The organism is Delftia sp. 11MD, from assembly GCF_050907895.1.
Taxonomy (GTDB): Bacteria; Pseudomonadota; Gammaproteobacteria; order Burkholderiales; family Burkholderiaceae_C; genus Comamonas; species Comamonas tsuruhatensis.
The window spans coordinates 5,814,617-5,841,576 of the sequence record NZ_CP194333.1; the positions used below are offsets into that span (position 1 = coordinate 5,814,617).

Here is a 26,960-nt window from a genome sequence, read left to right on the forward strand (position 1 = left end):
CCCAACACCCCGCCATGTTCGTCACGCAGCTCAAGTCCTTCTTCTGGGTGGCCCGCCTGGGCAGCATCACGCAGGCGGCACGCCAGCTTTCGCTGAGCCAGCCCACCGTGACCACCCAGATCCGCGCGCTGGAAGAGCACTACGGCGTGGAGCTGTTCCATCGCCAGGGCGGACGGCTGTCCATCACCGATGCCGGCTTGCGCCTGCTGCCCCAGGTCGAGCAACTGCTGCTGCAGACCATCCAGCTGGAGTCGGCGCTGCGCCATTCGGGCGATGCCAGCCAGGGCCAACTGCGCATCGGTGCGACGGCGCCCTACTACGTGCTGGACATCGTCAAGCGCTACCAGCGGCGCTTCGAGCGGGTGGAAGTGGCCATCGTGGGCGGCAACTCGCGCCAGATGGTGCAGGCGCTGGTGGACTACCAGGTGGACCTGGCGACCTCATCGCACCTGGAAGGTGATCCGCGCCTGCTGCGCGTGGAACTGGGCCAGGACCCGCTGGCCCTGCTGGTGCACCGCAGCCACCGGCTGGCGCAGCGCACCATGGTGCAGGCGTCCGATCTGGTGCAAGACACGCTGATCCTGCGCGAGCGCGGCTCCATGACGCGCCAGCTCACCGAACAGATGCTGGCCGCCGCCGGCCTGGCACCGCGCCACGTCATGGAAATCGCCAGCCGCGAAGCCATCCGCGAGGCCGTGATCCGCGACATGGGCATCAGCGTCTTCGCCCGGCATGAAGCCTCGGCCCACCCCGACATCGTCGTCCTGCCCTTCGCAGGCCCCGTGCCGCGCCTGCCCGAATACCTGTACTGCCTGCGCGAACGCCGCCAGGCCCGGCTGATCGCCGGCTTTCTGGAGGAAGCCGTGCCGGGCGGGGTGCTGCCGGACCAGATGTGAACTGGCTCAGGCCAGCTCGGCATCCGCCAGCAGCGGCTGCTTGAGATCCTTGTCCGACAGCGACAGCTCCACATTGAGCTGCGGCCACTGCACGCCGATGGCCGGGTCGTCCCAGGCAATGCCGCGATCGGCCTGGGGCGCGTAGAAGGCCGTGGCCTTGTAGAGGAAGTCGGCGCTGTCGCTGAGCACCATGAAGCCGTGGGCAAAGCCTGGGGGCACCCACAGCTGGCGGTGGTTGTCTTCCGTCAGCTCGGCGCCCACCCATTGGCCGAAGGTGGACGAGCCCTTGCGGATGTCCACGGCCACATCGAACACGGCGCCGCGCACCACGCGCACCAGCTTGCCCTGGGCATGGGGAGGCAGCTGGTAGTGCAGGCCGCGCAGCACGCCCTTCTTGCTGCGGCTGTGGTTGTCCTGCACGAACTGGTGGTCCGTGCCCGTGGCCTGGTTGAAGGCCTGCTGGTTGAAGCTTTCGAGGAAGAAGCCGCGATCGTCACCAAAGACCTTGGGCTCGATCAGCATCACCTCGGGAATGGCCAGGGGTGTTGCCTTCATGCGTGCACCTTTTCCTTGAGGATCTGCAGCAGGTACTGGCCATAGCCGTTCTTGGCCAGCGCCTGGCCCAGCGTCTCGAGCTGGGGACGGTCTATCCAGCCCTGGCGGAAGGCGATCTCCTCGGGGCATGACACCTTCAGGCCCTGGCGCTGCTGCAGCGTGGCGATGAACTGGCCGGCCTCCAGCAGGCTGTCGTGCGTGCCCGTGTCCAGCCAGGCATAGCCACGGCCCATGAGCTCCACATTGAGCTGGCCCTTGTCCAGGTACAGGCGGTTGAGGTCGGTGATTTCCAGCTCTCCGCGCGCCGAGGGCTTGATGGACTTTGCCAGCTCAACGACCTGGCTGTCGTAGAAATACAGGCCCGTGACCGCGTAGTTGCTCCTGGGCTGCCTGGGTTTTTCCTCCAGGGAAAGCACGCGGCCCTGGGCGTCGAACTCGGCCACGCCATAGCGCTCGGGGTCCTGCACGTGGTAGGCAAACACCGTGGCGCCCTCGCTGCGCGCGTCAGCGCGTTCGAGCAGGCGGGGGAAGTCGTGTCCGTAGTAGATGTTGTCACCCAGCACCAAGGCGCTGGGGGCGCCGGCCAGGAAGTCCTCGGCGATCAAAAAGGCCTGGGCCAGGCCATCCGGGCTGGGCTGGACGGCGTACTCCAGCTTCAGGCCCCACTGCGAGCCGTCGCCCAGCAATTGCTCGAAGCGCGGCGTGTCCTGCGGGGTGCTGATCACGAGGATTTCTCGGATGCCCGCGAGCATGAGGGCGCTCAGCGGGTAGTAGATCATGGGCTTGTCGTAGACCGGCAGCAGCTGCTTGCTGATGGCCAGCGTGGCCGGGTGCAGGCGGGTGCCGGAGCCGCCAGCGAGGATGATGCCTTTGCGTTGCGCGTTCATGGGGTGGGTCCTGTCGTTCGTACTGAGTAGCGAGACCGCGCTCAGATGATTTCCTGCAGCATGCGGTCCACGCCTGCCTGCCAGTGGGGCAGGCGCAGGCCGAAGGTCTGCTGCAGCCGGTCGGTGTTCAGGCGGGAATTGTGCGGACGCTGCGCCGGGGTGGGAAAGGCGCTGGTGGGCACGGCAGCTATGCGCTGCACCTTCCAGGGCCGGTCGGGCGCGAGTTCGCGGGCGCGGGCGATCACGTGGCTGGCATAGGCATGCCAGGTGGTCTCGCCACCGGCCACCAGGTGGTACAGGCCCTGGTCGCCGGGTTGGCGCTGCAGCTGGCGAATGGCATGGGCCGTGACGTCGGCGATGAGGTCCGCGCCCGTCGGTGCGCCCCATTGGTCGTCGATCACGCTCAGTGCTTCACGCTCCTGGGCCAGGCGCAGCATGGTCTTGGCGAAGTTGCCGCCGCGCGCCGCATAGACCCAGCTGGTGCGAAAGATCAGGTGGCGGCAGCCCGAAGCCTGGATCAGCTGCTCGCCTTCGAGCTTGCTGCCGCCATAGACGGACAGCGGCGCCGTGGCCTCGGTCTCCGTGCGCGCAGCGCTGCCGCTGCCGTCGAAGACGTAGTCCGTGCTGTAGTGCACCAGCAGCGCGCCGGTCTGCGCCGCCTCGCGGGCCAGCACCTGGGGAGCCAGCGCATTGAGCAGCCGCGCCTGTTCCGGCTCGCTTTCGGCCTTGTCCACGGCCGTGTGGGCGGCGGCATTGACGATGACATCGGGACGCAGAGCGCGCACGGTACGTGCGAGTTCATCGAGGCGAGAGAGATCGCCGCACAGGCCCTGGCCACCGGCGTCGTCCTGGCGGTCCAGCGCAATCAACTCGCCCAGCGGCGCCAGGCTGCGCTGCAGCTCCCAGCCCACCTGTCCATTGCGGCCCAGCAGCAGCAGCTTCATGCGCCGGCTCCCTCCGTGTACTGGCGGCTGACCCATTCGCGGTAGGCGCCGGACTGCACATCGGCCACCCACTCGGGATTGTCCAGGTACCACTGCACGGTCTTGCGGATGCCGGTCTCGAAGGTCTCCGCGGGCTTCCAGCCCAGTTCGCGCTCGAGCTTGCGCGCGTCGATGGCATAGCGCCGGTCGTGACCGGGGCGGTCCTGCACATAGGTGATCTGGGCAGCGTAGCTGGTGCCATCGGCCTTGGGGCGCAGCTCGTCGAGCAGCGCGCAGACGGTGTTCACGATCTCGACGTTGGGCTTTTCGTTCCAGCCGCCCACGTTGTAGGTCTCGCCCAGCTTGCCGGCCTCCAGCACGCGGCGGATGGCGCTGCAATGGTCGCGCACATAGAGCCAGTCGCGCACCTGCATGCCATCGCCATAGATGGGCAAAGGCTTGCCGGCCAGGGCGTTGACGATCATCAGGGGGATCAGCTTCTCGGGGAAATGCAGCGGGCCGTAGTTGTTGCTGCAGTTGGTGGTCAGCACGGGCAGGCCGTAGGTGTGATGCCAGGCGCGCACCAGGTGGTCGCTGGCGGCCTTGCTGGCCGAGTACGGGCTGTTGGGTTCGTAGTTATGGTCTTCGGTGAAGGCCGGTGCCGCTGGCGCCAGGCTGCCATAGACCTCGTCGGTGGAGACATGCAGGAAGCGGAAGGCCGCCCTGGCCTCGGCATCCAGCGCGCTCCAGTAGCCGCGCACGGCCTCGAGCAGGCGGAAGGTGCCGACCACGTTGGTCTGGATGAAGTCCTCTGGGCCGTGGATGGAACGGTCCACATGGCTTTCGGCCGCAAAGTTGACCACGGCGCGCGGCTGGTGCTCGGCCAGCAGGCGGGCCAGGACTTCGCCATCGCCGATGTCGGCCTGCACGAAGACATGGCGCGCATCGCCCTGCAGGCTCTCCAGGCTCTTGAGGTTGCCCGCGTAGGTGAGCTTGTCCACGTTGAGCACCGGCTCATCGCCGGCAGCCAGCCAGTCCAGCACGAAATTGGCGCCGATGAAGCCGGCGCCGCCTGTGACAAGAATCATGGTTCAACCTTGCAAAATTTCATTGTTCTTGGTTCGGGGTTCAGGCAGCAGCCTGCAGTGCTGCCTCCCGCGCGACCTGGGCATTGTCGGCGTTCACCAGTGAAAAAGCCCGCAGGAGGCGGGCTTTTTCCTTCAGGACACGCCTTTTACACACCAGGGCGTATTCACTGGCCCTGCCAGCGGCGCAGCACCAGCGAGGCGTTCGTGCCACCGAAGCCGAAGCTGTTGGACAGCACGGTGTTCAACTGGGCATCGCGTGTGCGCGTGACCAGGGGCATGTCGTTCAGCGCGGGATCGGGCGTGTCCACGTTGACCGAACCCGCGATGAAGCCCTTGTTCATCATGATCATGCAGTAGATGGCTTCCTGCACGCCGGTGGCGCCCAGCGAGTGGCCGGTCAGCGACTTGGTGGAGGAGAACGGCGGCACCTGGTCGCCGAACAGCGCGCGCATGGCGCGCACTTCCTGCATGTCGCCCACGGGCGTGGAGGTGCCGTGGGTGTTGATGTAGTCCACGCCGCCTTCGAGGCCTTCAAGGGCCTGCTGCATGCAGGCGATGGCGCCGTCGCCCGAGGGCGCGACCATGTCCTCGCCATCGCTGGTGGCGCCAAAGCCCACGACTTCGGCCAGGATGTTCGCACCCCGGGCCTGGGCGTGCTCCAGGCTTTCCAGCACCACCGCGCCGCCGCCACCTGCGATCACGAAACCGTCGCGGTGGGCGTCATAGGCGCGCGAAGCCTTTTCGGGCTGGTCGTTGTACTTGCTGGACATGGCCCCCATGCCGTCGAACAGCAGTGCCATGCCCCAGGACAGCTCTTCGCCGCCGCCGGCAAACATCACATCCTGCATGCCCCAGGCGATCTGCTGCGCCGCTGCGCCGATGCAGTGCGCCGAGGTGGAGCAGGCCGAGGTGATGGAGTAGTTGATGCCCTTGACCTTGAAGTTGGTCGCCAGGCAGGCGGACACCGTGGAGCTCATGCAGCGCGTGACCTGGTAGGGCCCGACGCGGCGAATGCCCTTTTCGCGCAGCGTGTCGGCCGCCTCGATCTGGTTGGCCGGCGATCCGCCGCCCGAGCCCATGATCAGGCCGGTACGCGGATGGCTGACCTGCTCGGGAGCCAGGCCGGCCTGGGCGATGGCATCTTCCAGCGCGATCTGCGCATAGGCAGCGGCATCGCCCATGAAGCGCAGCTGCTTGCGATCGATACGTGCCTCGACGTCGATCTCCGGCACACCGGCCACCTGGCTGCGCATGCCCAGTTCGGTGAACTTCGGCATGGCCTTGATGCCCGTGCGCCCCTCGCGCAGCGAGGTCTCCACGGTATCGAGGTCGTTGCCGATGCACGAGACAATGCCCGCGCCGGTGATGACTACGCGACGTTTGGTCATGCTGCCGTTCCCTGGCCTTCACCCTCGCGCAGGAACAGGCCCACGCGCAGGTCATTGGCGACGTAGATTTCCTTGCCGTCGGCCAGCAGGCGTGCATCGCCGATGGCCATGTTGAGCTTGCGCTTGATCACGCGCTTGATGTCGATTTCGTAGGTCACGAGCTTGACGTCAGGACCCACTTCGCCCGTGAACTTGACTTCGCCGGCGCCCAGCGCACGGCCCCGGCCGGGAAGGCGCAGCCAGGTCAGGTAAAAGCCGATCAGTTGCCACATGGCGTCCAGACCCAGGCAGCCGGGCATGACGGGGTCGCCCCGGAAATGGCAGTCGAAGAACCAGAGATCAGGCTTGATGTCGAGTTCGGCGACGATCTTGCCCAGGCCGTGGGCGCCACCATCCGTGTCGATGTGCGTGATGCGGTCGAACATCAGCATGGGAGGCAGTGGCAGACGCCCGCTGTCTGCGGAAAACAGCTTGCCTTCGCCCGAAGCGATCAGTTGCTCATACGAAAAAGAATCGGCCATTGTCTAACTTGCTCCACGGCGGCACTGACGCCACCTCTATCTCTGAATGGGTGCGGCCCGCAGCGGACCATGCAGCCGCGCATTATCGGGGCTGAACGTTGCCAGACTGCAACAAAACCCCGAGGCCGCATCAAAACTCTGCCACAAAAGCCACGCCGACCCAGGTCGCGGGACTTGGCTACAGCCCCTGAACCGAGGCCCTGCGGCGGCCCATCCAGGCCACCAGCAGCACCGCCGCAGCAGCGGCGCACAGCGGGACCAGGCCTGCTGCATTCACCCAGCGCGCAAACGGTGTCAAGGCCTCGCGGCCCTGCACACTGGCCTCAAGCACCGCGCGCTCGTAAGGCACCAGCGCGTGCGTCACCACGCCCCGGTGGTCGATGGCCACCGTGGCGCCGGTATTGGTGGCGCGCAGCATGGGGCGCTCGAACTCCAGCGCCCGCATGCGGCTGATGGCCAGATGCTGGTCGATCGCCACGCTGTCGCCAAACCAGCCGATGTTGCTGAAATTCACCAGCACCGTGGGCGCCGTCGCTGCATTGCCGAAATGTGCACCCAGCTCTTCGCCAAACAAATCCTCGTAGCAGATGTTGGGTGACAGCCGCTCGCCAGCCCAGGCCATGGAAGGCTGGCCCAGCGCGCCGCGGTTGAAGTCGCCCAGCGGTATGTTCATCATCTGCGTGAACCAGCGAAACAGCGGCGGGATGAACTCCCCGAAGGGCACCAGATGGTGCTTGTCGTATTGGTAGTCCTGGATCTGGCCAGGCTGCCAGCCCACGACCGAGTTCGTATAGCCGGCCTCTTCCGAGCCCAGCGGGATGCCCAGCAGCGCCGCCTGCCGGCCATCCTTCTTCAGATATGGTTCGCGCAGCAGGTCCAGGTATTCCTCGGGCAACTGCTGGGGCAGCAGGGGCACGGCCGTCTCGGGTGCGACCACCAGCTGCGCCGTGGCCGCGCGCAGCTCCCGCCCGTACCAGCCCAGGGCCAGCGGAATGCCGCTGCCGGCCTCGAACTTCTCATCCTGCGGGATATTGCCCTGCAGCATGGCCACGCTCAGCGCTGGCCGTTCGGCCGATGGTGCATTGATGGCGGCATCGCGAAGCCACCACAGCCCGCCCCAGGCCAGAACCAGGGCCGCCACAGTGGCCGCGCACCGTGCAGGCCGAAGGGCTTGTCCGCCCCGCGAACCGGCCGCCAAGGCGGCCAGCCAATACGCCAGCCAGGACGCCACCGCCCCCGTGCCGTAGACGCCGATCCAGCGCGGCAGCACCGACAGGGGCCCTTCGACGTGGGCATAGCCCCCCGCGCCCCAGGGAAAGCCGGTCCACAGCCAGCCACGCGCCAATTCGGCCAGCAGCCAGACGGCGGCGAAAAGCAAGGCGCCGCCCGCCGTGCTGGTGGGGCGCAGCTTGTGCCAGCCCCAGGCGGCCACCGCGTAGTAGCTGCCCAGGAAGGCCGCAAGCGCCAGCACGGCGGCAACGGCCAGCGGCGCAGGCAGTCCGCCATAGACATGCATGGAGATGAACAGCCACCAGAAGGTGGCCACCAGCCAGGCGGTGGCATAGAGCATGGCCCGCCCCGCCGCCTGGGCCGGGCGCTGTGCCGTCTGCAGGGCGCGTGCCAGCACGGCCAGCGACAGAATCTGCAGCCACCACAGCGGGCGGCCATAGCCGCCGACCAGGCTCAGCGGCCCGTCGCCCTGGCCGCGCGCCCAGGGCCAGGCCAGCGACAGGGCCTGGGCTGCACCCGCAAGCAGCAGCAGCACGCCCACGGCGAGCCGGCCCATGCGCCGGCCGTCTTGCGAAAAAGCGGAAGAACTGGACAGGGGCATCGGCCAGGTACGGGAGAGATGTCGGTGGGGATAGAAAGGGGCAGCCTCAGCTGCGCAGCAGACTGTCGGCTGCGGGATCGCGCACCACCTTGAACCAGCGCACGGCGCCGCCCTTGGTGTGCAGCACGGTGAATTCCAGGCCGGCCAGATGGATCTGCTCGCCGCGCTTGGGCACATGGCCCATTTCGTGGGCGATCAGGCCTCCGATGGTGTCGAACTCATCTTCGGGATCGCGGGCATGCAGGGCGACCTCGAAGGCTTCGTTCACATGCTCGATGGTGGTGTCGCCCGCCACGCGGTAGCTGTTGTCGGCCAGGGCGAAGATGTCGCCCTCGTCCTCGGGGATGTCGAACTCGTCCTCGATCTCGCCGACGATTTCCTCCAGCACATCCTCGATGGTCACCAGGCCTGCCACGCGGCCGAACTCGTCGATGACCACGGCCAGATGGTTGCGGTTGCCCCGGAACTCGCGCAGCAGATCATTCAGGCCCTTGCTCTCCGGCACGAAGGCGGCGGGGCGCAGCAGGGCGCGGATGTTCAGGTCCGGTGAACGCTGCAGCTTGAGCAGGTCCTTGGCCAGAAGGATGCCGATGATGTTCTCGCGCTCGCCCTGGTAGACCGGGAAACGCGAATGTGCAGTGGTGATGACCTGGTGCAGCAGTTCATCGAACGGAGCGTCGATGTTGACCAGGTCCATGCGAGGGGCTGCGACCATGACGTCGCCGGCCGTCATGTCGGCCATGCGTATCACGCGTTCGAGCATGACGCGGGACTCGGGGCCGATGACCTGGTTGTCCTCGGCGTCGGCCAGGGTCTCGATCAGCTCGTCAGGAGAATCAGGGGCCGGGTGGATGAACTCGGCCACCTTTTGCAGGAAGCTTCGCTTGCTTTCCTTCTCGGAAGAGCGCGCAGGATGGGGGTCGGACACTGTCTTGGAGTGCAGGACGTGCGGTAGTGAAACAAGCCGCAAGGATAGCGGATTGCTCCGTCACCCCTGCATGCGCTGCGCCAATTCCCTTTGCGGCGTTTTGCGCCTATTCGCCGGCCTGGTGGCGGCCATCCTGCACGCCACGGCGGATTTCCTGCACGTCGGCCAGGAAATCCCAGAACTGCTTGGCCTGCTTCTTGAGCTGGTAGTCCACCTCGCCGATGTGCTCGGTCATCAGCGACGCCATGTGCGTGTCGATGCCGGCAGGCGGCAGCTGCAGGTAGGCCTCGGACTCGGAGCCATCGCGCTTGATGGTGGCGCCGGCCTTGCGCGCAATCTTGAGCATGGCCGTGTTCTCCGACAGCGCGTGGATGAACATCATGGACACGCCCTTGGTGCGTGCATGGATCACCGCGCGGTTGAACAGGCGCCCGCCGTAGCCGCGGCCGCGTGCCTGCTTGAGCACGGAAACGCCGAATTCGGCGCAGCTCTTGTGCTCGGGATGCGAGGCAAAGGCCAGATGCGCCATGGCGATCAGCTCGAGCCGGCGGTTGTAGATGCCGAAGATGTCGTCGCGCTCGAAATCAAGCTGCATCGCATAGCGGCGAACCTGCTCGTCGCTGGCGGCATAGCCGAAGCGCAGGTAGCGGTCGCCTTCATCGAGCTTGAGCAAATGCGCCACCACGCGTTCGCGGTGGGACGGGCCCAGCGAACGAATGGGCACCATGGACGCGGAGCGCCCATCGGGACGGTGCGGCTGGCCTGCGCTCGCACGCAACATGTCCCGGCCGGCCTGCCAGGACGCCTTCAACCAGTCTTTGGATGCATTCATGGCTCAAATATAGGTAAAAACCCGAGGTCGAGCAACGAAGATATTGCAATGCAACAAAACCGTAAGGTTTTGGCATGCAAACCAATTTCCCCTCCCTGCAACACCCAACGGCCTGGCGCCTGTCGAGCCCGAAGGCTACAAAGGCACGGCCGTGGTCACCTTGACGCGGTCCATCACGAAGCTGGTCTTGCAATCCTGCACGCTGGGATGCTTGAGCAAGGTGTCCATGACGAAGCGCGTGTAGTGCTGCATGTCGGCCACGACCACACGCATCAGATAGTCCATCTCCCCGGTCAGCGACACGCACTCCACCACTTCGGGCCAAGTCTGCACGCTGGCGCGGAACACGTCCATGGGGTTGCGCTTGCTGGTCTCGGTGTACTTCTCCAGGCGCACGTTGAGATAGGCGGTCAGCCCCAGGCCCACGGTCTCCGGCTGGACCAGGGCCACATAGCGGTCGATCACGCCGCTGTCTTCCAGGCGCTTGACCCGGCGCAGCACGGCACTGGGAGACAGGCCGACCTGCTCCCCGATGACGTCATAGGTTTCCCGGCCGTTGGCCTGCAGGCGGCGCAAAATGGCCCGATCCAGTTTGTCGATGGTGTGCGTGGCGCTCATGGCGGTGGACTCGTAAATAAGTACGGATTTCTTCAGGGTTAACCCGAATTAACCAGTTAAATTGCGATAAACAAAAGAATTCCGCAATTTTCATGCATTCCGCATTTTCCCACCAAGGGCAAACGGCAAAAAGCTGAAGCCCCTCCCGCCTACAGTGACAGCACTGATCGCAAGCCCGCAGGCCATGCCTGGGGCGCCCGAAACACTGTCCTGCACGAAAAGGCCGGAGACCCCCATGAAAGCCCCGCTGAACCTGGCCCAGTTCCCCGCCCGCGCACAGACGGCCCGGCGCGCGCAGGACATGGGCGCGTGCGGCCTCAGCGGCAGTCGGCGCTGCCTATACTGCGGGGATCGCCTCCATTTCGCTTCACGCCATGACGCCCCGCCACGACGCCACCCGCGCCATGCCACGCCATGCCCGTGCATCTGCGCCAGTACGTGCACCTGCGGCAGCCGGCCCGCAGCCGTCGGCCCGGATGGCGCGGCGCAGGCTGCTGGCGGCCCTGGCCGCCCTGCCCTGGCTGCCGGCTTCGGCACAGCCCCAGCCGCCCCCGACAGCCTCGACAGCCTTGACAGCCCCGGCGCGCGACGCGAAATCCGACGCCCTGACCCTGATCGTTCCCTATGCAGCCGGCGGCCCCCTGGACCGCACGGCGCGTCCTCTGGTCGAGGCCAGCTCCGCGAAGCTGGGGGCCATCCACATTCTTTACGTGCCGGGCGAAGGCGGCGCCAAGGGCTCGAACATGGTGGCCCAGGCCACGGCCCAGGACCGCTTGCTGCTGATGGGCGCGGCCGCCACGCACGCCGTGCTGCCCTGGCTGCAGCCCCAGCTGGGCTACGACCCGCTGCGCGACTTCCAGCCGCTAGTGCTGGTGGCGCGCATGCCCAATGTGCTGGTGATGCGCAGCGATCTGGCGCGCCAGTGGCGCATACGCACGGCGCTGGACCTGCAGCGCTTTCTTGCCAAGCACCGCCAGCCGCTGCGCTATGCCTCGGGCGGGCCGGGCAGCAGCGGGCACCTGTCGGGCGAGATGTACCAGATGCTCACGCGGCTGCCGCTGCTGCATCTGCCGTTTGGCGGAACGCAGCCGGCGCTGTCGGCCCTGCTCGACGGATCGGCCGATCTGCTGTTCGACAGCCTGGCATCCTCGCTGCCGCACATCCGTGCAGGCCGGCTGCAGCCCCTGGCCGTGACCACGCTGGAACGCGTGCCGCTGCTGCCCGAGGTGCCCAGCCTCAACGACACGGTACCGGGCTTCAACCTCGCCAACTGGTTCGGCCTGTTCGCGCCTGCCGGCTGGCCCGCCGACCTGGCCCAGCGCCATGCCGCCGTGTTCTCGAAGGCCATGCGCAGCAGTCCGGTGCAGGAAACGCTGACCGCCATGGGCGTGCTGCCCGAAGACCTTCAACTGCAGGAGTTCGCGCGCTTTGTGCGCTCCGAGCACAGCAAATACGGCCTGCTGGTGCAGGCCGCCCGAATCCGCCAGCTCTGAGCCGCGCAGGTGCCTTGCCTGCCCCCGGCCCGGGGCAGCAATGACAAGATCCCTGGAGAGCACCATGATGAGCACCGCAGCGACCCCCACCTCGTCCCACGCCCCCGCCCACGCCCCCGGTGTGGCACCCGTGGTCTACGGCCAGGCCGACCGCCCCCCGCGCGGCGACTACAGCCGCGCCAGCGACGACTACACCTGCGCGCAGGACTACGACGCCTACACCGAGGCCGACCACGACACCTACCGGCGCCTGTACGAACGCCAGTCCGCCCTGCTGCCGGGACTGGCCAGCCAGCACTTCATCGACGCCCTGCCCTCGCTGGGCGCCAAGGACCGCATTCCGCGCTTCGAGGAAGTCAACGAGCGCCTGCGCCGCGCCACGGGCTGGGAGATCGTCGGCGTGCCGGGCCTGATTCCCGAGGTGCCCTTCTTCTCGCTGCTGGCCAACCGCAAATTCCCGGTCACGGACTGGATCCGCAAGCCCGAGGAGTTCGAGTACATCGTCGAGCCCGATGTCTTCCATGACCTCTTCGGCCATGTGCCGCTGCTGTTCAACCCCGTCATCGCCGACTACATCCAGGCCTATGGCCAGGGCGGGCTCAAGGCCGCCGAGCTGGGCGCCTGCGAGATGCTGTCGCGCCTGTACTGGTACACCATCGAGTTCGGGCTGATCCGCGAGCAGGGCGGCCTGCGCGCCTACGGCGCGGGCATTCTGAGTTCTTCGGGCGAGCTCAACTACTCGGTGCGCAGCCCCGAGCCGCAGCGCCTGCCGCTGTCGCTGGAGCGCGCCATGCGCACGCTCTACAAGATCGACACCTACCAGCACACCTACTTCGTGATCGACGACCTGCAGCAGCTGTTCGACCTCACGGCCGCCGATTTCGAGCCGCTGTACCGCCAGCTGCGCGATCAGCCGACCATCGCGGCCGATGCGCTGCTGCCCGGTGAAGTGGCCCTGCAGACTTCCGCGTCCTGAAGCCGCTCGCGCAGCTCCAGGCAAAAGCGCCAGACGCGCTCGTCGAACACCAGCTGCACATGGGCCACGTCGTCCAGGCGGTGCGCGTGCTGCCCTGGCAGCGTGGCCACGGGGAAGGGAAAGACGATGTTGTCGCAGCAGCTCCACCAGCAGCTGAAGGCCACCTCGGGCGGCGGCGGCCCCAGGCGCTGCAGCCAGGAACTGTCCTCGCGCATCTGAAGCGCCGGCAGGCCATGGGCGAAGCGCGCCATCCAGGTGCCGCGGTGCGGCGTGGCCAGGGTCACCACATGGGCAGCCAGTTGCCGGCGCTCCTGCGCGGACAACCGGCCCAGCCAGGCACGCACCACCAGCCCGCCCATGCTGTGGGCCACGATCAGCGGCGCCTGCCCCGTGGCCTGGGCCATGCGGCGTGCGCAGGCATCGAGGTCGGCCACCATGGCGTCGATGGATGCGCCGTGCGCCGGCTCCAGCGTCATGGCCGCGCAGGCAATGCCGCGTTCCTTGAGCCGCCGCAGCCATGGCGCCCAGACCGCGCGATTGCAGAAGAAACCGTGGACCAGCACCATGCCGACCTGGCCTGTGACCGGGCTTGCGTTTTGTCCTGCGGCCGGGTCACCTGGCCAGCCATCGGCCTCGGCATGGACCCGGAAGGGCAGGCGCCAGCCAAACACCTGCACGGCCAATGCCCACTCGGCGAGCCAGGCTGCCGCCACCGTGCGCCAGGCGGGCACGGGTGCGCCGGCCTTGCGCACCACGCGGCGCATCAACACCATCTGCAGGCCCAAGTGCAGGCCCGGCCAGCACAGGCCCGGCAGCGCTCCTGCCAGCGCCAGCCCGCGCGATTCCGGCCACCACCATGCCAGCCAGGCCATGGCGCCGGCCAGCGTGCCCAGCGCCACCATTTGCAGAATGCGTGCGTTCACGGCAGCCCGCCCTCCCTGAAAAAAACGCCAACGTAGCACAGAGCGGCCGCACTTTCTCGGGGACGCCGGCCCCTGCCTAGGACAACCCCGCGTAGACCGCAAAGCACCCGCCTGACCAGAATCAGCCGCAGCGGTGGCCGGCCGACCGGCGCCTGCCCCTTTGCCGTTCCCCTGTCTCACCAGCAACCCAAGGTACCCTGCATGGACGCTGCGCCCTGGCTCAAGAACTATCCCGCCGATGTGCCCCACGAGGTACATCCCGAGCAATACCGCTCGCTCACGCATCTGCTGGAGGAAGCCTTCACCCAGCATGCGGACCTGCCCTTCTCGGTGTGCATGGACCGCTGGATGAGCTACCGCGAGCTGGACCAGCTGTCCACGCGCCTGGGCGCCTGGCTGCAGGGTCTGGGGCTGGAGCCCGATGCGCGCGTGGCTATCATGCTGCCCAATGTGCCGCAGTTCGCCGTGAGCATGGCGGCCGTGCTGCGCGCCGGCTACACCTGTGTCAACGTCAATCCGCTGTACACCCCGCGCGAGCTGGAGCACCAGCTCAAGGACTCGGGCGCCACGGCCATCATCATCCTGGAGAACTTCGCCCACACCCTGGCCGACGTGATCGAGCGCAGCGCCATCCGCCATGTCTGCGTCACCGCCATGGGCGATCTGCTGGGAGGCATGTATGGCAGCTGGATCACCTTCGCCGTGCGCCACCTGGCCAAGATGGTGCCGGCCTACAGCCTGCCGCTGGACGGTGAGGGCGGTACGGTGCGCGAGGTCACGACCTTTTCCCAGGCGCTGGCGCGCGGCGCCCAGAAAGAGCTGCGCCCCAGCCAGGCGGGACTGGATTCGGTGGCCTTCCTGCAATACACGGGCGGCACCACCGGGCTGTCCAAGGGTGCCGTGCTCACCCACCGCTGCATCGTGGCCGCCACGCTGCAGGCGCATGCCTGGTTCACGCCGGCCCTGCACGGGCGCGTCAGCGCGCAGGACACGCACATCATCGCGGCGCTGCCGCTGTACCACATCTTCGCCCTCACGGTGAGCCTGTTCGCCATGCGCATGGGGGCCAGCCTGAGCCTGATCCCCAATCCGCGCGACATCCCCAAGTTCGTCAAGGTGCTGCAGAAACGGCCCTTCCACATCCTGCCGGCCGTCAACACCCTGTTCAACGCCCTGCTCAACAACGCCCAGTTCCGCGAGCTGGACTTCTCGCAGCTGCGCGTGTCGCAGGCCGGGGGCATGGCCGCCAGCGAGGGCACGGCGCGCCAGTGGCAACAGGTCACGGGCAGCGTGATGATCGAAGGCTGGGGCATGAGCGAGACCTGCGCCATCGGCACCAACAACCCCGTCACCGCCACCTCCTTCAGCGGCACCATCGGCCTGCCGCTGCCGGGCATCTCCATCGCCATCAAGGACGACGAAGGCCGCGACCTGCCCATGGGAGAGGCCGGCGAGCTGTGCATCAAGGGCCCCAACGTCATGCGCGGCTACTACAACCAGCCCGACGAAACCGCCAAGGCCTTCACGGCCGACGGCTACATGCGTACCGGCGACATCGGCGTGATGGACCAAGAGGGCTTCACCCGCATCATCGACCGCAAGAAGGACATGATGGTGGTCAGCGGCTTCAACGTCTATCCGAACGAGCTGGAGAACGTGATCTCCATGTGCCCCGGCGTGCTCGAATGCGCGGCCGTGGGCGTGGCCGACGAGCGCCAGGGCGAGGCCATCAAGGTCTACGTGGTGCGCAGCGACCCGGCACTGACCGAGGACCAGGTGATGCGCTTTTGCCATGACCAGCTCACCGGCTACAAGCGCCCGCGGCAGGTGGAGTTCCGCGACGAACTGCCCAAGACCAATGTGGGCAAGATCCTCAGGCGCGCCCTGCGCGATCCCGCCTGAAACCCGCACGGCCGCAGCTGTAGCCCACGCGTCAGCCGTGGCTGCCTGCGGCTGTTAGCCTTGGGAAAGGCTTCTCCCCCCATGACCTCCTTCGCCCCCACAAGCGCCACCGCTGCGCTGCCCTGCGGCATGACCGTGCTGGAGCGCGGCTGGCTGTCGGCCAACAACATCGTCTTCGCGGCCGACCCTGCCGATCCGCAGGACGACGGCGCGGCCGTGGTCGATACCGGCTACGTCAGCCATGCCGGGCAGACCGTGCTGCTGATCGAGCAGACGCTGGCTGGCCAGCCGCTGGCGCGCATCCTCAACACCCATCTGCACAGCGACCACTGCGGCGGCAATGCCGCACTGCAGGCGCGCTGGCCGCAGGCCCGGACCTATGTCGCGCCGGGCCAGGCCGAATTCGTGCGCCACTGGAATCCCGAGGCGCTGAGCTACACCCCCACCGGCCAGGAATGCCCGCCATTTGCGCTGACCGGCGTACTGCAGCCCGGCGCCAGCGTGCGGCTGGCCGGGCGCGACTGGCAGATCCATGCCGCGCCGGGGCATGACCCGCACTCCATCATCCTGTTCGAGCCTGCCAGCCGCACACTGATCTCGGCCGATGCGCTCTGGGAAAACGGCTTCGGCGTGGTGTTTCCCGAAATCGAGGGCCTGCAGGCCTTCGAGGAAGTGGCCGCCACGCTGGATGTGATCGAGGCCCTGGCACCGCTCACCATCGTCCCCGGCCACGGCGGCGTTTTCACGGGCGTGGCCGCGGCGCTGGACACGGCGCGCCGCCGCCTGGACGGCTTTGTGCGCGCCCCCGAGCGCCATGCCCTCTACGCGGCCAAGGTGCTGCTCAAGTACCGGCTGCTGGACTGGCAGCGCGTGCGCACCACTGAACTGCTGGCCTGGCTGGACGCCACGCCCTACTTCGGCATGCTGCATGCAGGCTATTTCAGCAACGAGACCGCCGAGCACTGGAGCCGCACTCTGGTGGATGCGCTGGTGCAATCGGGCGCGGCGCAGCGCGAGGGCGAATGGGTTCACAACGCCTGAACGAAACAGATCTGCGATAGGCGCAAACCACGCCAATCACATCACCGGCCGCAAGCACTGCGCGGCTGCGGCACCACGGGCAGCATCTTCATCGACCGCGTGCGCAACCTGGGCAGCCCAATGCGCGACACCTTCAACATCGAGGACATCGAGATCGTCAAGGGCGCCTCGGGTTCCGAGTACGGGCGCAGGCGCCCTGGCGCCCGCCAATCTCTACGATCCCGGCGTCAGCGACGCGATCACGGGCCAGGACATCCGCTATGCCGGCCAGATCAACGAAGGCCACACCAAGACCCTTGCGCTGTACGCCTTCATGGCCTGGGAGCTCAGCGCGAACCTGAGCCTGCAGCTGAACGTCTACAACCTCGCCAACCAGCGTTACATCGCCAGCCTGAACAACAACGGCGCGCGCTACATCCCGGGCGGGGCGCGCTCGGCCAGGCTGGTCGCCGCGCTGAAGTTCCGAGACAGGGCTGTTGCTGGGCGGCAACGGCCATCCATTCACTTATCAGATTATTCTTATATTTTTATTAGGAATCATTACCATTCTCAATCCAGGCAAAACTGCCTGATCCAGCCAGCACCGGCAAGCCAAGACAGCTCTCCAGCCGCCCGCGCAACGCCGGCCAGCAAGCCAGCATGTTCACTGCCCATCCCGCTTTCCGTTCAACCATGGCGAACTCCAACTCGTACATCAAAAGCCGCAAACACGACAGCGCTGGCCGCTCGCCGTCGGCCGGCATCATCGCTGCAGCCGCGGCCCTGGCCACCCTGGGCATGCCGGCCGTGGCCCAGACACAGACGCCCAGCGCCAGGACCGCGCCCAGCCTCAAGGAAGTGACCGTCGAAGGCTCGCGCAGCACCGGCTACGAACCCGCACAGGTCTCCTCCCCCAAGTTCACGCAGCCGCTGGTGGACACGACGCAGACCATCTCCGTCATCAAGGAGCAGGTGCTGCAGGAACAAGGCGCCACCACGCTGACCGAGGCGCTGCGCAACGTGCCCGGCGCCGGCACCTTCTACGCGGGCGAGAACGGCAACACCAGCACGGGTGATGCCATCTACATGCGCGGCTTCGACACCTCCAACAGCATCTATGTGGACGGCGTGCGCGACGTGGGCTCCATCTCGCGCGACGTGTTCAACACCGAGCAGGTGGAAGTCACCAAGGGCCCGGCCAGCACCGACTACGGCCGCAGCGCGCCCACCGGCGCCATCAACATGGTCACCAAGCAGCCCAGCCTGGCCGACAGCTTCGGCGCCTCGCTGGGCGCGGGTTCGGGCAGCTACAAGCGCTCCACCGTGGACTGGAACAAGAGCCTGACCGGCATGGGCGGTGCGGCCTTCCGGCTCAACGCCATGGTGCAGGACGCCGGCGTCGCCGGCCGCGACCGCGTGGCCAATGACCGCTGGGGCATCGCACCGTCGTTCGCCTTCGGACTGAACACCGACACGCGCACCTACCTGAACGTGCTGCACGTCAAGCAAAGCAATGTGCCGGACGGCGGCGTGCCCACCATCGGCCTGCCCGGCTACAGCAACACCGATGCGCGCCTGAACGCGGGCCGCCCCGTGGACCCCAGCCGCTTCTACGGCACCAGCGCCGACCACGACGACGTGACGGCCGACATGGTCACGCTGCGCGTGGAGCACGACTTCACGCCCGACACCACGCTGCGCAACACCACGCGCTGGGGCCGCACCAAGCAGGACTACCTGCTCACGGCCTTCATGACGCTGTCCAGCAACAACAGCAGCAATCCCGCCGACTGGACCGTGTCACGCAGCCTGCCGACCTTCAAGAACCAGGTCAACGACATCGTCACCAACCAGACCAACCTGACGACCAAGCTGGCGACAGGCAGCGTGCGGCACGAGCTGAGCACCGGGGTGGAGATCACGCGCGAAAAGCAGAGCAACTACGGCACGGGCACCACGGGCGCCTGGCCCAATGCCAGCCTCTATGACCCGCAGGTGCCCAGCTCCGGCCTGAACTGGTCGCGCAACGGCGCCGACAGCAAGGGCTCGACCGACACCTTCGCGCTGTACGCCTTCGACACGCTCAAGTTCAACGAGCAATGGCAGGCCAACGCCGGCCTGCGCCTGGACCGCTACAAGACGCAGTACGACGCACGCGCCGTCTGCGGCGGCCGCAGCGGCCCGGCCTGCGGCAGCAATCCTGCAGGCACCGTGCTGCCCAGCGCCGTGGGCCTGGAGGCCTCCGACACCCTGCTGAGCTGGAAGATCGGCGGCCTCTACAAGCCCGCGCCCAATGGCAGCGTGTACGTGAACTACGCCCTGTCGCAGCAGCCACCGGGCGGTGCCAACTTCACGCTGTCCACGGCCGCCAACAACGCCAACAACCCCAACATGGACCCGCAAAAGGCCAAGACCGCCGAACTGGGAACCAAGTGGGAGCTGATGGACAAGCGCCTGCTGCTGACAGGCGCGCTGTTCCGCACCGAGATCACCAACGAGATCGTCACCAACCCTGACGGCACCGTGGGACAGACCGGCAAGAAGATCGTGCAGGGCCTGGAGCTGGGCGCCACGGGCCAGATCACGCCCGCCTGGGGCGTGACTGCCGGCTACACGCTGCAGGACACCAAGGTGGACACGGGCGCCACCGTGGCGCAGGACGGCTCCAGCGGCCTGACCTATACGCCCAAGAACGCCTTCTCACTGTGGACCAGCTACCAGTTCCCGTTCGGCCTGACGCTGGCTGGCGGGGCGCGCTACTCGGGCGGACTCAAGCGTGGCACCGACGGAGCCGTGGGCACGCCCAACTTCACCGATGCCTACTGGGTCTTCGACGCCATGGCCAGCTACCGCATCAACAAGAATGCCGACATCCAGCTGAACTTCTACAACCTGTTCGACAAGGAATACGTGGGCGCCATCAACAAGAGCGGCTACCGCTATTTCCCGGGCACGCCGCGCTCCGTGCGCGTGACGGCGAACTTCCGCTTCTGAGTGGATGCAAGACGGGCGGCCGCGCCGGCCTTGCCGCGCGCAGAGCGCCGACAATCCCAGTACCGCCCCGGCCCCGCCGGGGCTTTTTCCATGCGAGGAGGACCCGCACCATGATGCTGCACATTCCCGACGTGCTCACGCGCCAGCAGGTCACTGCGATCCGCACAGCCATCGACGCGGCCGACTGGGTGGATGGCCGTGCCACGGCGGGCAGCCAAGGCGCCCGGGTCAAGCGCAACCGCCAGTTGCCCGAAGACTCGCCCGTGGCACTGGAGCAGGGCCGCACCATCGAGCAGGCGCTGGCGGCCAATGCGCTGTACTTCAGTGCCGCCCTGCCCGCGCGCACCATGTCGCCGCTGTTCAACCGCTACGCGGACAGTGAAACCTATGGCCTGCACGTGGACGGTGCGGCACGGCGCCTGCCAGGCGCGCAGCAGTGGATGCGCACCGATGTGTCCTGCACCCTCTTCCTCTGCGATCCCGAGGACTACGATGGCGGCGAGCTGGTCGTGGTGGACACCTACGGCACGCACGAGGTCAAGCTGCCGGCCGGCGACCTGATCCTCTATCCCTCCACCAGCCTGCACCGCGTGGAGCCCGTCACCCGGGGCGAGCGCGTGTGCGCCTTCTTCTGGGCGCAAAGCATGGTGCGCGACGACACACGCCGGGCCATGCTGTTCGAGATGGACCAGACCATCCAGCGCCTGCGCGAGAAGCTGGGCGAGACCGATGAAACCCTCAGCCTCGCGGGCCAATATCACAACCTGCTGCGCATGTGGGCCGAGACCTGAGGGATCGGATCGCTTCAGGGCTTGTGCTTTTCCGCGCAGCCGATCAGGTGGTTGTAGCTGTTGGACATGCACTGGTACATGGCCTTGGAGCGGCCCGTGGAGGCCTGGCAGTCGGCCACCGTGGCGTGCGTGCGCGCCTCGCGGAACTTGCCCGCGGTTGCATCGAACTGCGCCTGCGTGATGTAGCCGCCCTTGAGGTTCTTCTGGCCGTTCTCGACCATGGTGTCCACCTGGCTGCGGATGTTGTCCACGGCGGCTGCGCAGTTCAGCGGCACCTCCTTGGAATCGACCTTGCTCAGGCCCTTGGCCACGCCGTCCGCCAGCTCGCGCACCTGCTTGGGCAGCTTCTTCGTGCCGTCGGGATTGCGCTCTTCGCCAAACCGGCCCGAGCTGCCATTGGGCGAGACCTTGATCTGGCCGGCATCGGCCTGGTCGACGGGCAGCTGCGAACCGTAGTGCGTGCGCCCTTCGGCATCCACCCATTTGTAGACGGGCTGCGCCACCGCCGTGCACGCCCATGCAAGACCCAGCGCGACCCAGGCCGCGCGGCTCCCTGTTGTTGTCATTCTTGAAACCCCTGCGGTATCCGGGGCCGCGGCATGCGGCCCGCCAGTCGGTAACCAAGTGTAGCGCCGACAGGCATCGCCGCATCCCGCAGGAATGTCAAGTGCGGCTCAGGGCAGATCCTTGCTGGGGTCGGGCGTGGCCGCATCACGCGGGCCGATGGTGCCCAGGCGGCTCTTGAGCGACTGGGGCTGGCCCGTGATCAGCGCCGCGTAGTTGGTGGTGTTGGACAGCACCTTCTTCACATAGTCGCGCGTCTCGGTGAAGGGCACGTTCTCGGCCCAGATGGCGGCGTCGAGCACCGGGCCGTTGCGCCAGTTGCGCGGGCGGCCGGGGCCGGCATTGTAGCCGGCCGCAGCCAGCGCCATGGAGCCGTCGAAATCGTCCAGCGCCAGCTTCAGATAGGCGGTGCCTATGGTGATATTCACATCGCGGTCATTGATCATGGACGGGGAAAAGTCCGTCATGCCGATCTTGCGCGCCGTCCACCGGGCCGTGGCCGGCATGACCTGCATCAGGCCCGAGGCGCCCACGCCCGAGCGTGCATCCATGATGAAGCGGCTTTCCTGGCGGATCAGTCCATAGACGTAGGCCGGGTCCAGGCCGATGGAGCGCGAGCGCGCCAGCACCGTGTCGTGGAAGGGCATGGGAAAGCGCTGGCTCCAGTCGGCAAAGCTGCGGGTGCGCTCGCTGGTGTTGATGCAGCGGTCCCAGACCTGCTGCTGGCAGGCCAGGTCGGCGGCGGCCAGCAGTTCGCGGTCGTTCATGCCGCCGGCCTGGTGCAGGTTGGTGGCGTAGTTCCATTCACGCACGCCTTCGCTGCGCAGGCCGTTCTGGATGGCGTAGAGGCCGCGCACCAGGCTGGGGTTGGCGCGGGCGGCGGCCTTCTCCTGTGCCGTGGGCGGCGCAGGCGGCGGTGGGGCCGTCACGCGCTGGCCGATATCCTCCAGCGCCAGCTGTTCGTAGAAACTGCCGGGGCCGGCCATGTCCTCCAGCAGCTGGCGCGCCTCGGAACGCTCCTGCTCGCTGGGGCGGCCCGACAGCAGGGCGCGGGCCTTCCAGTAGGTCCATGTGTGTTCGGTGCGCTCAGGTCCCATGGCGTCGATGGCGCGGCGCACCGTGCGCCAGTCGCCTGCACGCAACGCGGCACGCACCTTCCAACCCAGCAGTTCGTCGCTGAGATCGCCGTCCTTGCGCACCTTGCCGAAATAGGCCGCAGCCTCGGGCTGCAGCTTGAGCGCGGCCTGCTTGCCGATCACGCCCCAGGCCCAGTTGTTCTCTTCGGCCGTCAGCCGGGCACCCCAGCCGCCTTCCAGCTGGGTGGCCGCCGCCGCCGGGTCGCTGGACGCCATGCGGATCAGCGCCAGCAGCGCCAGTTCCTTGGGCACGGCACCGCGCACGCGCGTCTGCCCGGCAAGGTATTTCGCCGGCGAGGCGAACACCTGCGCCACCTGGGGCAGGGCCTCGGGCGCGACGATGGCCACGGCATCGCGCGTGGCCTTCTGGCGATTGGCCTCGGCCGACTGGCGTGCCTTGCGCCAGACTTCGGGCTCGCTGATCTGCTTGGCTGCGTACAGCTCGCCGGCAGCATAGGTGCAGCCGTCGTCGGCGTCGCGCTGGGCCCACCACAGGTCGCGGACCTGCTGGCCGAGATTGGCGGCAGGCTGGCCCTTGAGGTTGTCGATCAGCAGGGCATAGCAGTTGACGGAACGGTCATCGCGCATGCGAAACGCCCCGTGCACCTGGTCGAACATGCCCCAGTCGCGCCGCTGCCCCAGCAGCAGCAGCCAGTCATTGCGCAGCCGGTCTTCCTGGTAGGTGCCGGGCCAGCGCTTGAAAAACCCCAGAATCTCGTCGGCACTGGCTTCTTCCAGCCGGGCCTTGAGTTCCCAATAGGCGGCCCAAGGTTCGAGCACATGGCCACGCGCAGAAGGCAGCAGCTGCGTGAGCTTGGCCTTGTCGCCCTTGCGAAAGGCCTGCTGCATTTCCAGCAGGACGTCGTCGCCACGGTTTTGCGCCAGCGCAGGCGTGGCTGCGGTGGTCCAGAGGGAAGCCGCCAGAAGCGGTGTCAAAATCTTCAGCCAGTGCATGGAGGAAATTATCTGATGGACAAAGCAGCCCTGCGCCGCAGCTTGATAGACCAGCGCCTCAACCTTCCCGACCGATTGCAGCGCGCCGACGCGCTGCAGCAGGTCATGCGCTTTTGGCTGATACAGCGGCCCGACAGCATCATCGGCGCCTATTGGCCGATCAAGGGGGAGTTCGACCCGCTGCCAGCGCTTCACCGGTGGAAGGAAGATGGCGAGCTACAGGGTACCCCACAAAGACGCCGCATCGGATTGCCCGTGATCGACAAGCAGCGTAAGACACTCAGCTTTCACGCCTGGTACCCGGGCTGCCCCATGGAAGAGGACGCCTATGGCATCCCCAAGCCCAAGGACACCGAAACCCTGACCCCCACCCTGCTGTTCGTGCCCTGCGTGGGCTACGCGGCCGGTGGCTACCGCCTGGGCTATGGCGGCGGTTTCTACGACCGCACCCTGGCCGAGCTGCAGCCCAAGCCCTTCACCGTGGGCCTGGGCTACGGCTGCGGCTATGTGGACGAGTTCGAGCCCGAGCCGCATGACCTGCCGCTGGACGCCATCTTGAACGACCACGGAGTCGTCTGGCCGGTGTAGAACAAGCACCCCCTGAGGCGCTGCGCGCCTTCCCCCTCTCTGCCCGCTTCGCGGGGGAGGGGGACGACACCCTCACTTCGGGGCGGCCCTTGCTCGGTGTCCCTCGCTTTTGACCGCGCCGGTTTCTAGCGCTGTGCTTCTTTAGTTTGCTGTCTCGCGCTGCGCCTGCCATTGATGCCAGCCGCGGGCTCGCAGGTCGCAGGCGGGGCAGGTTCCGCAGCCGTAGCCCCAGTCGTGCAGCGTCTCGCGCGTGCCCTGGTAGCAGGTGTGGGTGTCGCGCTGGATGAGGTCCACCAGGGTGTCGCCACCCAGGTCGTGGGCCATTTGCCAGGTCTGGGCCTTGTCTATCCACATGAGCGGGGTTTCGATGCGCAGGCGCCGCTCCAGGCCCAGGTTCAGGGCGAGCTGCATGGCCTTCATGGTGTCGTCACGGCAGTCGGGGTAGCCGGAGTAGTCGGTTTCGCAGACGCCGGTGACGATGACCGACAGGCCGCGACGGTAGGCCAGCGCGCCGGCCAGGGTCAGGAACAGCAGGTTGCGGCCGGGCACGAAGGTGTTGGGCAGGCCGTCGGCCTGCATGGCGAAGGCCACGTCTTCGGTCAGGGAGGAGCCGCCGATCTGCTGCAGCACGTCCAGCGAGAGGACATGGTCATCGCCCAGGCGCGGTGCCCATTCGGGAAAATCCCTGGCCAGCCGCTCGCGCACCTGCTGGCGCACCTGCATTTCCACGCTGTGGCGCTGGCCGTAGTCGAAACCCAGGGTCTCGACGCGCTCGTAGAGCGACAGCGCCTGCGCCAGGCAGGTGGTCGAATCCTGGCCGCCGGAAAACAGGACCAGCGCAGCCGTGTGGCGCGCCGCTGGCGCCTGGGGGGAAAAGCTATCGTTTTGCATGGCACGCATTAGAGCGCGCCCAGGCAGCGCCCGGCTCCTACATGGGTTTTCCTGCCATGCTTGCTAAGCTGTAGGGCCTATCGCGGAGGTTGCGGCCATGCTCACGCTCTATATCGGCAACAAGAATTACTCATCCTGGTCCATGCGCCCCTGGGTGCTGATGCGCCAGGCCGGCATTGCTTTCGAAGAAGTCATGCTGCGCTTTGACAGCTTCGACGAGCAGTCCGCCTTCAAGCAGCGTGCCCGCGCACTGTCTCCCTCGGGCCGCGTGCCCGTGCTCATGGACGAAGGCATGGCCATCTGGGACAGCCTGGCCATCTGCGAGTACCTGGCCGAGAAATTCCCTGAAAAACACCTGTGGCCGACCCTGGCCCTGAACCGCGCCCGCGCGCGCAGCCTCTGTGCCGAGATGCACAGCGGCTTCGGCGCGCTGCGCTCGCTGTGCCCAATGAACATCGAGGCCCAGTTGCCCGAGGTCGGCGCGCGGCTGTGGGCCGAGCGCGCGGACCTGCGCGACGATGTCCAGCACCTGTCCGAGCTGTGGCAGCCGCTGCTGTCCACGGCCAGCGGCCCCATGCTGTATGACCAGTTCAGCATCGTCGATGCCTTTTTCGCGCCCGTGTGCATGCGCCTGACGACCTACGAGCTGCCGCTGGCCCCGGCCATCGACGCCTACGTGCGCCGCGTGCGCGCCTTGCCGGGCGTGCAGGACTGGGTGCAGGGCGCACTGGCCGAGCACGATTTCCGGCCGTTCGAGGAACCCTACCGCAGCGCGCCTGCGGCCGGCTGAGCGGCGCACCAGCAAAAGTCGGAGCACTGCTGCGCTGGGGTGGGCGCGGCCTGCGCAATGCCGCGGTTGCGGAGCCAGTGCATCGGCCGTCCGGCTGGTGCTGCTTGAGTGTGTCTCCAGAAAGAAACCGAAAGAATGCATGCGCTCGGCACTCCATCGGGGCGTGGAGGCAGCCCGCCATCATGTCACCGCCCAGGCCCTACCATTGCGGCATGAGCGAATTTCAGGTGTACATGGTGGGCGGCGCGGTGCGCGACCGTCTTTTGGGGCGGGCCGTGCATGACCGCGACTGGGTGGTGGTCGGCGCCACGCCCGAACAAATGTCCGCGCGCGGCTTTCTGCCTGTGGGGCGGGACTTCCCGGTCTTCCTCCATCCCGAGACGCACGAGGAATACGCGCTGGCGCGTACCGAGCGCAAGAGCGGCCTGGGGTACCGGGGTTTCGTCGTGCAGGCGGCGCCCGATGTCACGCTGGAGCAGGATCTGGCCCGGCGCGACCTGACCATCAATGCCATGGCCGCTCCTGCGGACTGGGATGGTGAAAGCGCCATCACCGATCCCTACCACGGCCAGGCCGATCTTCAGGCCCGGGTGCTGCGCCATGTGACCGGGGCCTTCCGCGAAGACCCGGTGCGCATCCTGCGCGTGGCGCGCTTTGCGGCACGTTTCCACGAATTCACGGTGGCGCCGGAAACCATGGCCCTGATGCGGGAGATGGTGGCCGCCGGCGAGGTGGATGCCCTGGTGCCCGAGCGCGTGTGGCAGGAGATCAGCCGTGGCCTGATGGAGCGCCGCCCCTCGCGCATGTTCGAGCTGCTGCGCGAGTGCGGTGCGCTGTCCGTGCTGCTGCCCGAGCTGGAGCGGCTGTGGGGCGTGCCCCAGCGCGCCGAGTACCACCCTGAGGTCGATACCGGCGTGCACGCCATGATGGTGCTGGACATGGCCGCACAGCTCGACGCCCCCCTGCCCGTGCGATACGCCTGCCTGGTGCACGACCTGGGCAAGGGAACGACGCCGGCCGATGTGCTGCCGCGCCACATAGGCCATGAGCAGCGCAGCGCCCGGCTGGCCGAGAAAGTGGGCGAGCGTCTGCGCGTGCCCACGGACTGCCGCGAACTGGGCGACGTGGTGGCGCGCGAGCACGGCAACATCCACCGCAGCGGCGAACTCAACGGCGCCGCCATCGTCCGCCTGCTGGAGCGCTGCGACGCCATCCGCAAGCCCGCGCGCTTCGAGCAGGCGCTCATGGCCTGTGAGTGCGATGCACGCGGAAGACTGGGTTTCGAAGACCGGCCCTATCCCCAGCGTGCCCGCCTGCGCGAAGCGCTGGCCGCAGCGCTGTCCGTCTCCACCTCTGACATCGCCGCCCAGGCCGCTGCGCGCGGCAAGCAGGGCAAGGCCATCGGCGAAGCCGTGCAGGCGGCGCGCGCACAGGCCGTGGCAGATTGGCTGGCGCAGGCGGCCTGAGCGCA

The 26,960-nt window shown here is 67.3% G+C and carries 24 protein-coding genes; 10 read left to right on the forward strand and 14 right to left on the reverse strand.

What is annotated here, in order from left to right; genetic code table 11:
* The first annotated feature begins 14 nt into the window (after positions 1–14).
* Positions 15–896, forward strand: a complete 882-nt coding sequence (locus tag ACRSCF_RS26630; RefSeq protein WP_016451843.1) for a LysR substrate-binding domain-containing protein — start codon at positions 15–17, stop codon at positions 894–896.
* 6 nt (positions 897–902) lie between these two features.
* Here the strand turns inward: ACRSCF_RS26630 and rfbC are convergent, their stop codons facing one another.
* The 10 genes from rfbC to ACRSCF_RS26680 form a co-directional block, all read right to left on the reverse strand.
* Positions 903–1,451, reverse strand: coding sequence for a dTDP-4-dehydrorhamnose 3,5-epimerase (rfbC, locus tag ACRSCF_RS26635; RefSeq protein WP_034365106.1), 549 nt, complete (start codon positions 1,449–1,451; stop codon positions 903–905).
* Positions 1,448–2,338: a glucose-1-phosphate thymidylyltransferase RfbA gene (gene rfbA, locus ACRSCF_RS26640; RefSeq protein ID WP_034365109.1), complete on the reverse strand. Its 891-nt coding sequence runs from the start codon at positions 2,336–2,338 to the stop codon at positions 1,448–1,450. Before rfbA ends, rfbC begins: the two co-directional genes overlap by 4 nt.
* Positions 2,339–2,379: 41 nt before the next feature.
* Positions 2,380–3,282, reverse strand: coding sequence for a dTDP-4-dehydrorhamnose reductase (gene rfbD, locus ACRSCF_RS26645; RefSeq protein WP_046985771.1), 903 nt, complete (start codon positions 3,280–3,282; stop codon positions 2,380–2,382).
* The gene (rfbB, locus tag ACRSCF_RS26650) at positions 3,279–4,349 is read right to left on the reverse strand and encodes a dTDP-glucose 4,6-dehydratase (protein ID WP_034365112.1); all 1,071 of its coding nucleotides are present in this window, start codon (positions 4,347–4,349) and stop codon (positions 3,279–3,281) included. Before rfbB ends, rfbD begins: the two co-directional genes overlap by 4 nt.
* 164 nt (positions 4,350–4,513) lie before the next feature.
* The gene (gene fabB / locus ACRSCF_RS26655; RefSeq protein ID WP_016446491.1) at positions 4,514–5,737 is read right to left on the reverse strand and encodes a beta-ketoacyl-ACP synthase I; all 1,224 of its coding nucleotides are present in this window, start codon (positions 5,735–5,737) and stop codon (positions 4,514–4,516) included.
* A complete protein-coding gene (gene fabA / locus ACRSCF_RS26660; RefSeq protein WP_016446492.1) occupies positions 5,734–6,258 on the reverse strand; it encodes a bifunctional 3-hydroxydecanoyl-ACP dehydratase/trans-2-decenoyl-ACP isomerase in 525 nt (174 codons plus the stop codon). The genes fabB and fabA overlap by 4 nt, the downstream gene beginning before the upstream one ends.
* Before the next feature lie 178 nt (positions 6,259–6,436).
* The gene (gene lnt, locus ACRSCF_RS26665; RefSeq protein ID WP_370690605.1) at positions 6,437–8,044 is read right to left on the reverse strand and encodes an apolipoprotein N-acyltransferase; all 1,608 of its coding nucleotides are present in this window, start codon (positions 8,042–8,044) and stop codon (positions 6,437–6,439) included.
* Between the two features lie 91 nt (positions 8,045–8,135).
* Complete coding sequence (locus tag ACRSCF_RS26670; RefSeq protein ID WP_016446494.1) at positions 8,136–9,017, reverse strand: HlyC/CorC family transporter; 882 nt, start codon at positions 9,015–9,017, stop codon at positions 8,136–8,138.
* A gap of 106 nt (positions 9,018–9,123) precedes the next feature.
* Positions 9,124–9,849 carry a GNAT family N-acetyltransferase gene (locus ACRSCF_RS26675; RefSeq protein WP_016446495.1) on the reverse strand — a complete coding sequence of 242 codons (726 nt, stop codon included), beginning with the start codon at positions 9,847–9,849 and terminating at the stop codon, positions 9,124–9,126.
* A gap of 135 nt (positions 9,850–9,984) precedes the next feature.
* On the reverse strand, positions 9,985–10,467 hold the full coding sequence (locus ACRSCF_RS26680; RefSeq protein WP_016446496.1) for an Lrp/AsnC family transcriptional regulator: 483 nt from the start codon (positions 10,465–10,467) through the stop codon (positions 9,985–9,987).
* Positions 10,468–10,841: 374 nt separating this feature from the next.
* On the opposite strand from ACRSCF_RS26680, the gene ACRSCF_RS26685 reads away from it, so the two are divergent.
* Together ACRSCF_RS26685 and phhA are read left to right on the forward strand one after the other, a co-directional pair.
* Positions 10,842–11,960, forward strand: a complete 1,119-nt coding sequence (locus ACRSCF_RS26685; RefSeq protein WP_244387527.1) for a Bug family tripartite tricarboxylate transporter substrate binding protein — start codon at positions 10,842–10,844, stop codon at positions 11,958–11,960.
* Positions 11,961–12,024: 64 nt separating this feature from the next.
* A complete protein-coding gene (gene phhA, locus ACRSCF_RS26690; RefSeq protein WP_016446498.1) occupies positions 12,025–12,936 on the forward strand; it encodes a phenylalanine 4-monooxygenase in 912 nt (303 codons plus the stop codon).
* On the opposite strand, the gene ACRSCF_RS26695 is transcribed toward phhA, so the two are convergent.
* Positions 12,870–13,859 carry an esterase/lipase family protein gene (locus ACRSCF_RS26695; protein ID WP_016451849.1) on the reverse strand — a complete coding sequence of 330 codons (990 nt, stop codon included), beginning with the start codon at positions 13,857–13,859 and terminating at the stop codon, positions 12,870–12,872. The genes phhA and ACRSCF_RS26695 overlap by 67 nt on opposite strands.
* A gap of 201 nt (positions 13,860–14,060) precedes the next feature.
* On the opposite strand from ACRSCF_RS26695, the gene ACRSCF_RS26700 reads away from it, so the two are divergent.
* From ACRSCF_RS26700 to ACRSCF_RS26715, 4 genes are all read left to right on the forward strand, one after another.
* A complete protein-coding gene (locus ACRSCF_RS26700) occupies positions 14,061–15,761 on the forward strand; it encodes an AMP-binding protein (protein WP_074920551.1) in 1,701 nt (566 codons plus the stop codon).
* An 81-nt stretch (positions 15,762–15,842) separates the two neighbouring features.
* Positions 15,843–16,802, forward strand: a complete 960-nt coding sequence (locus ACRSCF_RS26705) for an MBL fold metallo-hydrolase (RefSeq protein ID WP_244387543.1) — start codon at positions 15,843–15,845, stop codon at positions 16,800–16,802.
* Positions 16,803–17,474: 672 nt separating this feature from the next.
* Positions 17,475–19,775 (forward strand): catecholate siderophore receptor Fiu, encoded by a 2,301-nt coding sequence (locus tag ACRSCF_RS26710; RefSeq protein ID WP_244451732.1) that lies wholly within the window; start codon positions 17,475–17,477, stop codon positions 19,773–19,775.
* A gap of 110 nt (positions 19,776–19,885) precedes the next feature.
* The gene (locus ACRSCF_RS26715; protein WP_016446503.1) at positions 19,886–20,566 is read left to right on the forward strand and encodes a Fe2+-dependent dioxygenase; all 681 of its coding nucleotides are present in this window, start codon (positions 19,886–19,888) and stop codon (positions 20,564–20,566) included.
* 14 nt (positions 20,567–20,580) lie between these two features.
* On the opposite strand, the gene ACRSCF_RS26720 is transcribed toward ACRSCF_RS26715, so the two are convergent.
* Positions 20,581–21,132 (reverse strand): DUF4124 domain-containing protein, encoded by a 552-nt coding sequence (locus ACRSCF_RS26720; protein ID WP_034367359.1) that lies wholly within the window; start codon positions 21,130–21,132, stop codon positions 20,581–20,583.
* A 108-nt stretch (positions 21,133–21,240) separates the two neighbouring features.
* The gene (locus ACRSCF_RS26725; RefSeq protein WP_016446505.1) at positions 21,241–23,220 is read right to left on the reverse strand and encodes a lytic transglycosylase domain-containing protein; all 1,980 of its coding nucleotides are present in this window, start codon (positions 23,218–23,220) and stop codon (positions 21,241–21,243) included.
* Between the two features lie 15 nt (positions 23,221–23,235).
* Between ACRSCF_RS26725 and ACRSCF_RS26730 the strand changes: the two genes are divergently transcribed.
* Positions 23,236–23,808: a 5-formyltetrahydrofolate cyclo-ligase gene (locus ACRSCF_RS26730; protein WP_017407819.1), complete on the forward strand. Its 573-nt coding sequence runs from the start codon at positions 23,236–23,238 to the stop codon at positions 23,806–23,808.
* A gap of 141 nt (positions 23,809–23,949) precedes the next feature.
* Here the strand turns inward: ACRSCF_RS26730 and queC are convergent, their stop codons facing one another.
* Positions 23,950–24,699 (reverse strand): 7-cyano-7-deazaguanine synthase QueC, encoded by a 750-nt coding sequence (gene queC, locus ACRSCF_RS26735; RefSeq protein WP_244387550.1) that lies wholly within the window; start codon positions 24,697–24,699, stop codon positions 23,950–23,952.
* A 97-nt stretch (positions 24,700–24,796) separates the two neighbouring features.
* On the opposite strand from queC, the gene ACRSCF_RS26740 reads away from it, so the two are divergent.
* On the forward strand, positions 24,797–25,489 hold the full coding sequence (locus tag ACRSCF_RS26740) for a glutathione S-transferase family protein (RefSeq protein WP_016446508.1): 693 nt from the start codon (positions 24,797–24,799) through the stop codon (positions 25,487–25,489).
* Positions 25,490–25,701: 212 nt separating this feature from the next.
* Entirely contained in the window at positions 25,702–26,955 is a 1,254-nt protein-coding gene (locus tag ACRSCF_RS26745; protein ID WP_034367353.1) for a multifunctional CCA addition/repair protein, read from the forward strand.
* Positions 26,956–26,960 lie beyond the last annotated feature (5 nt).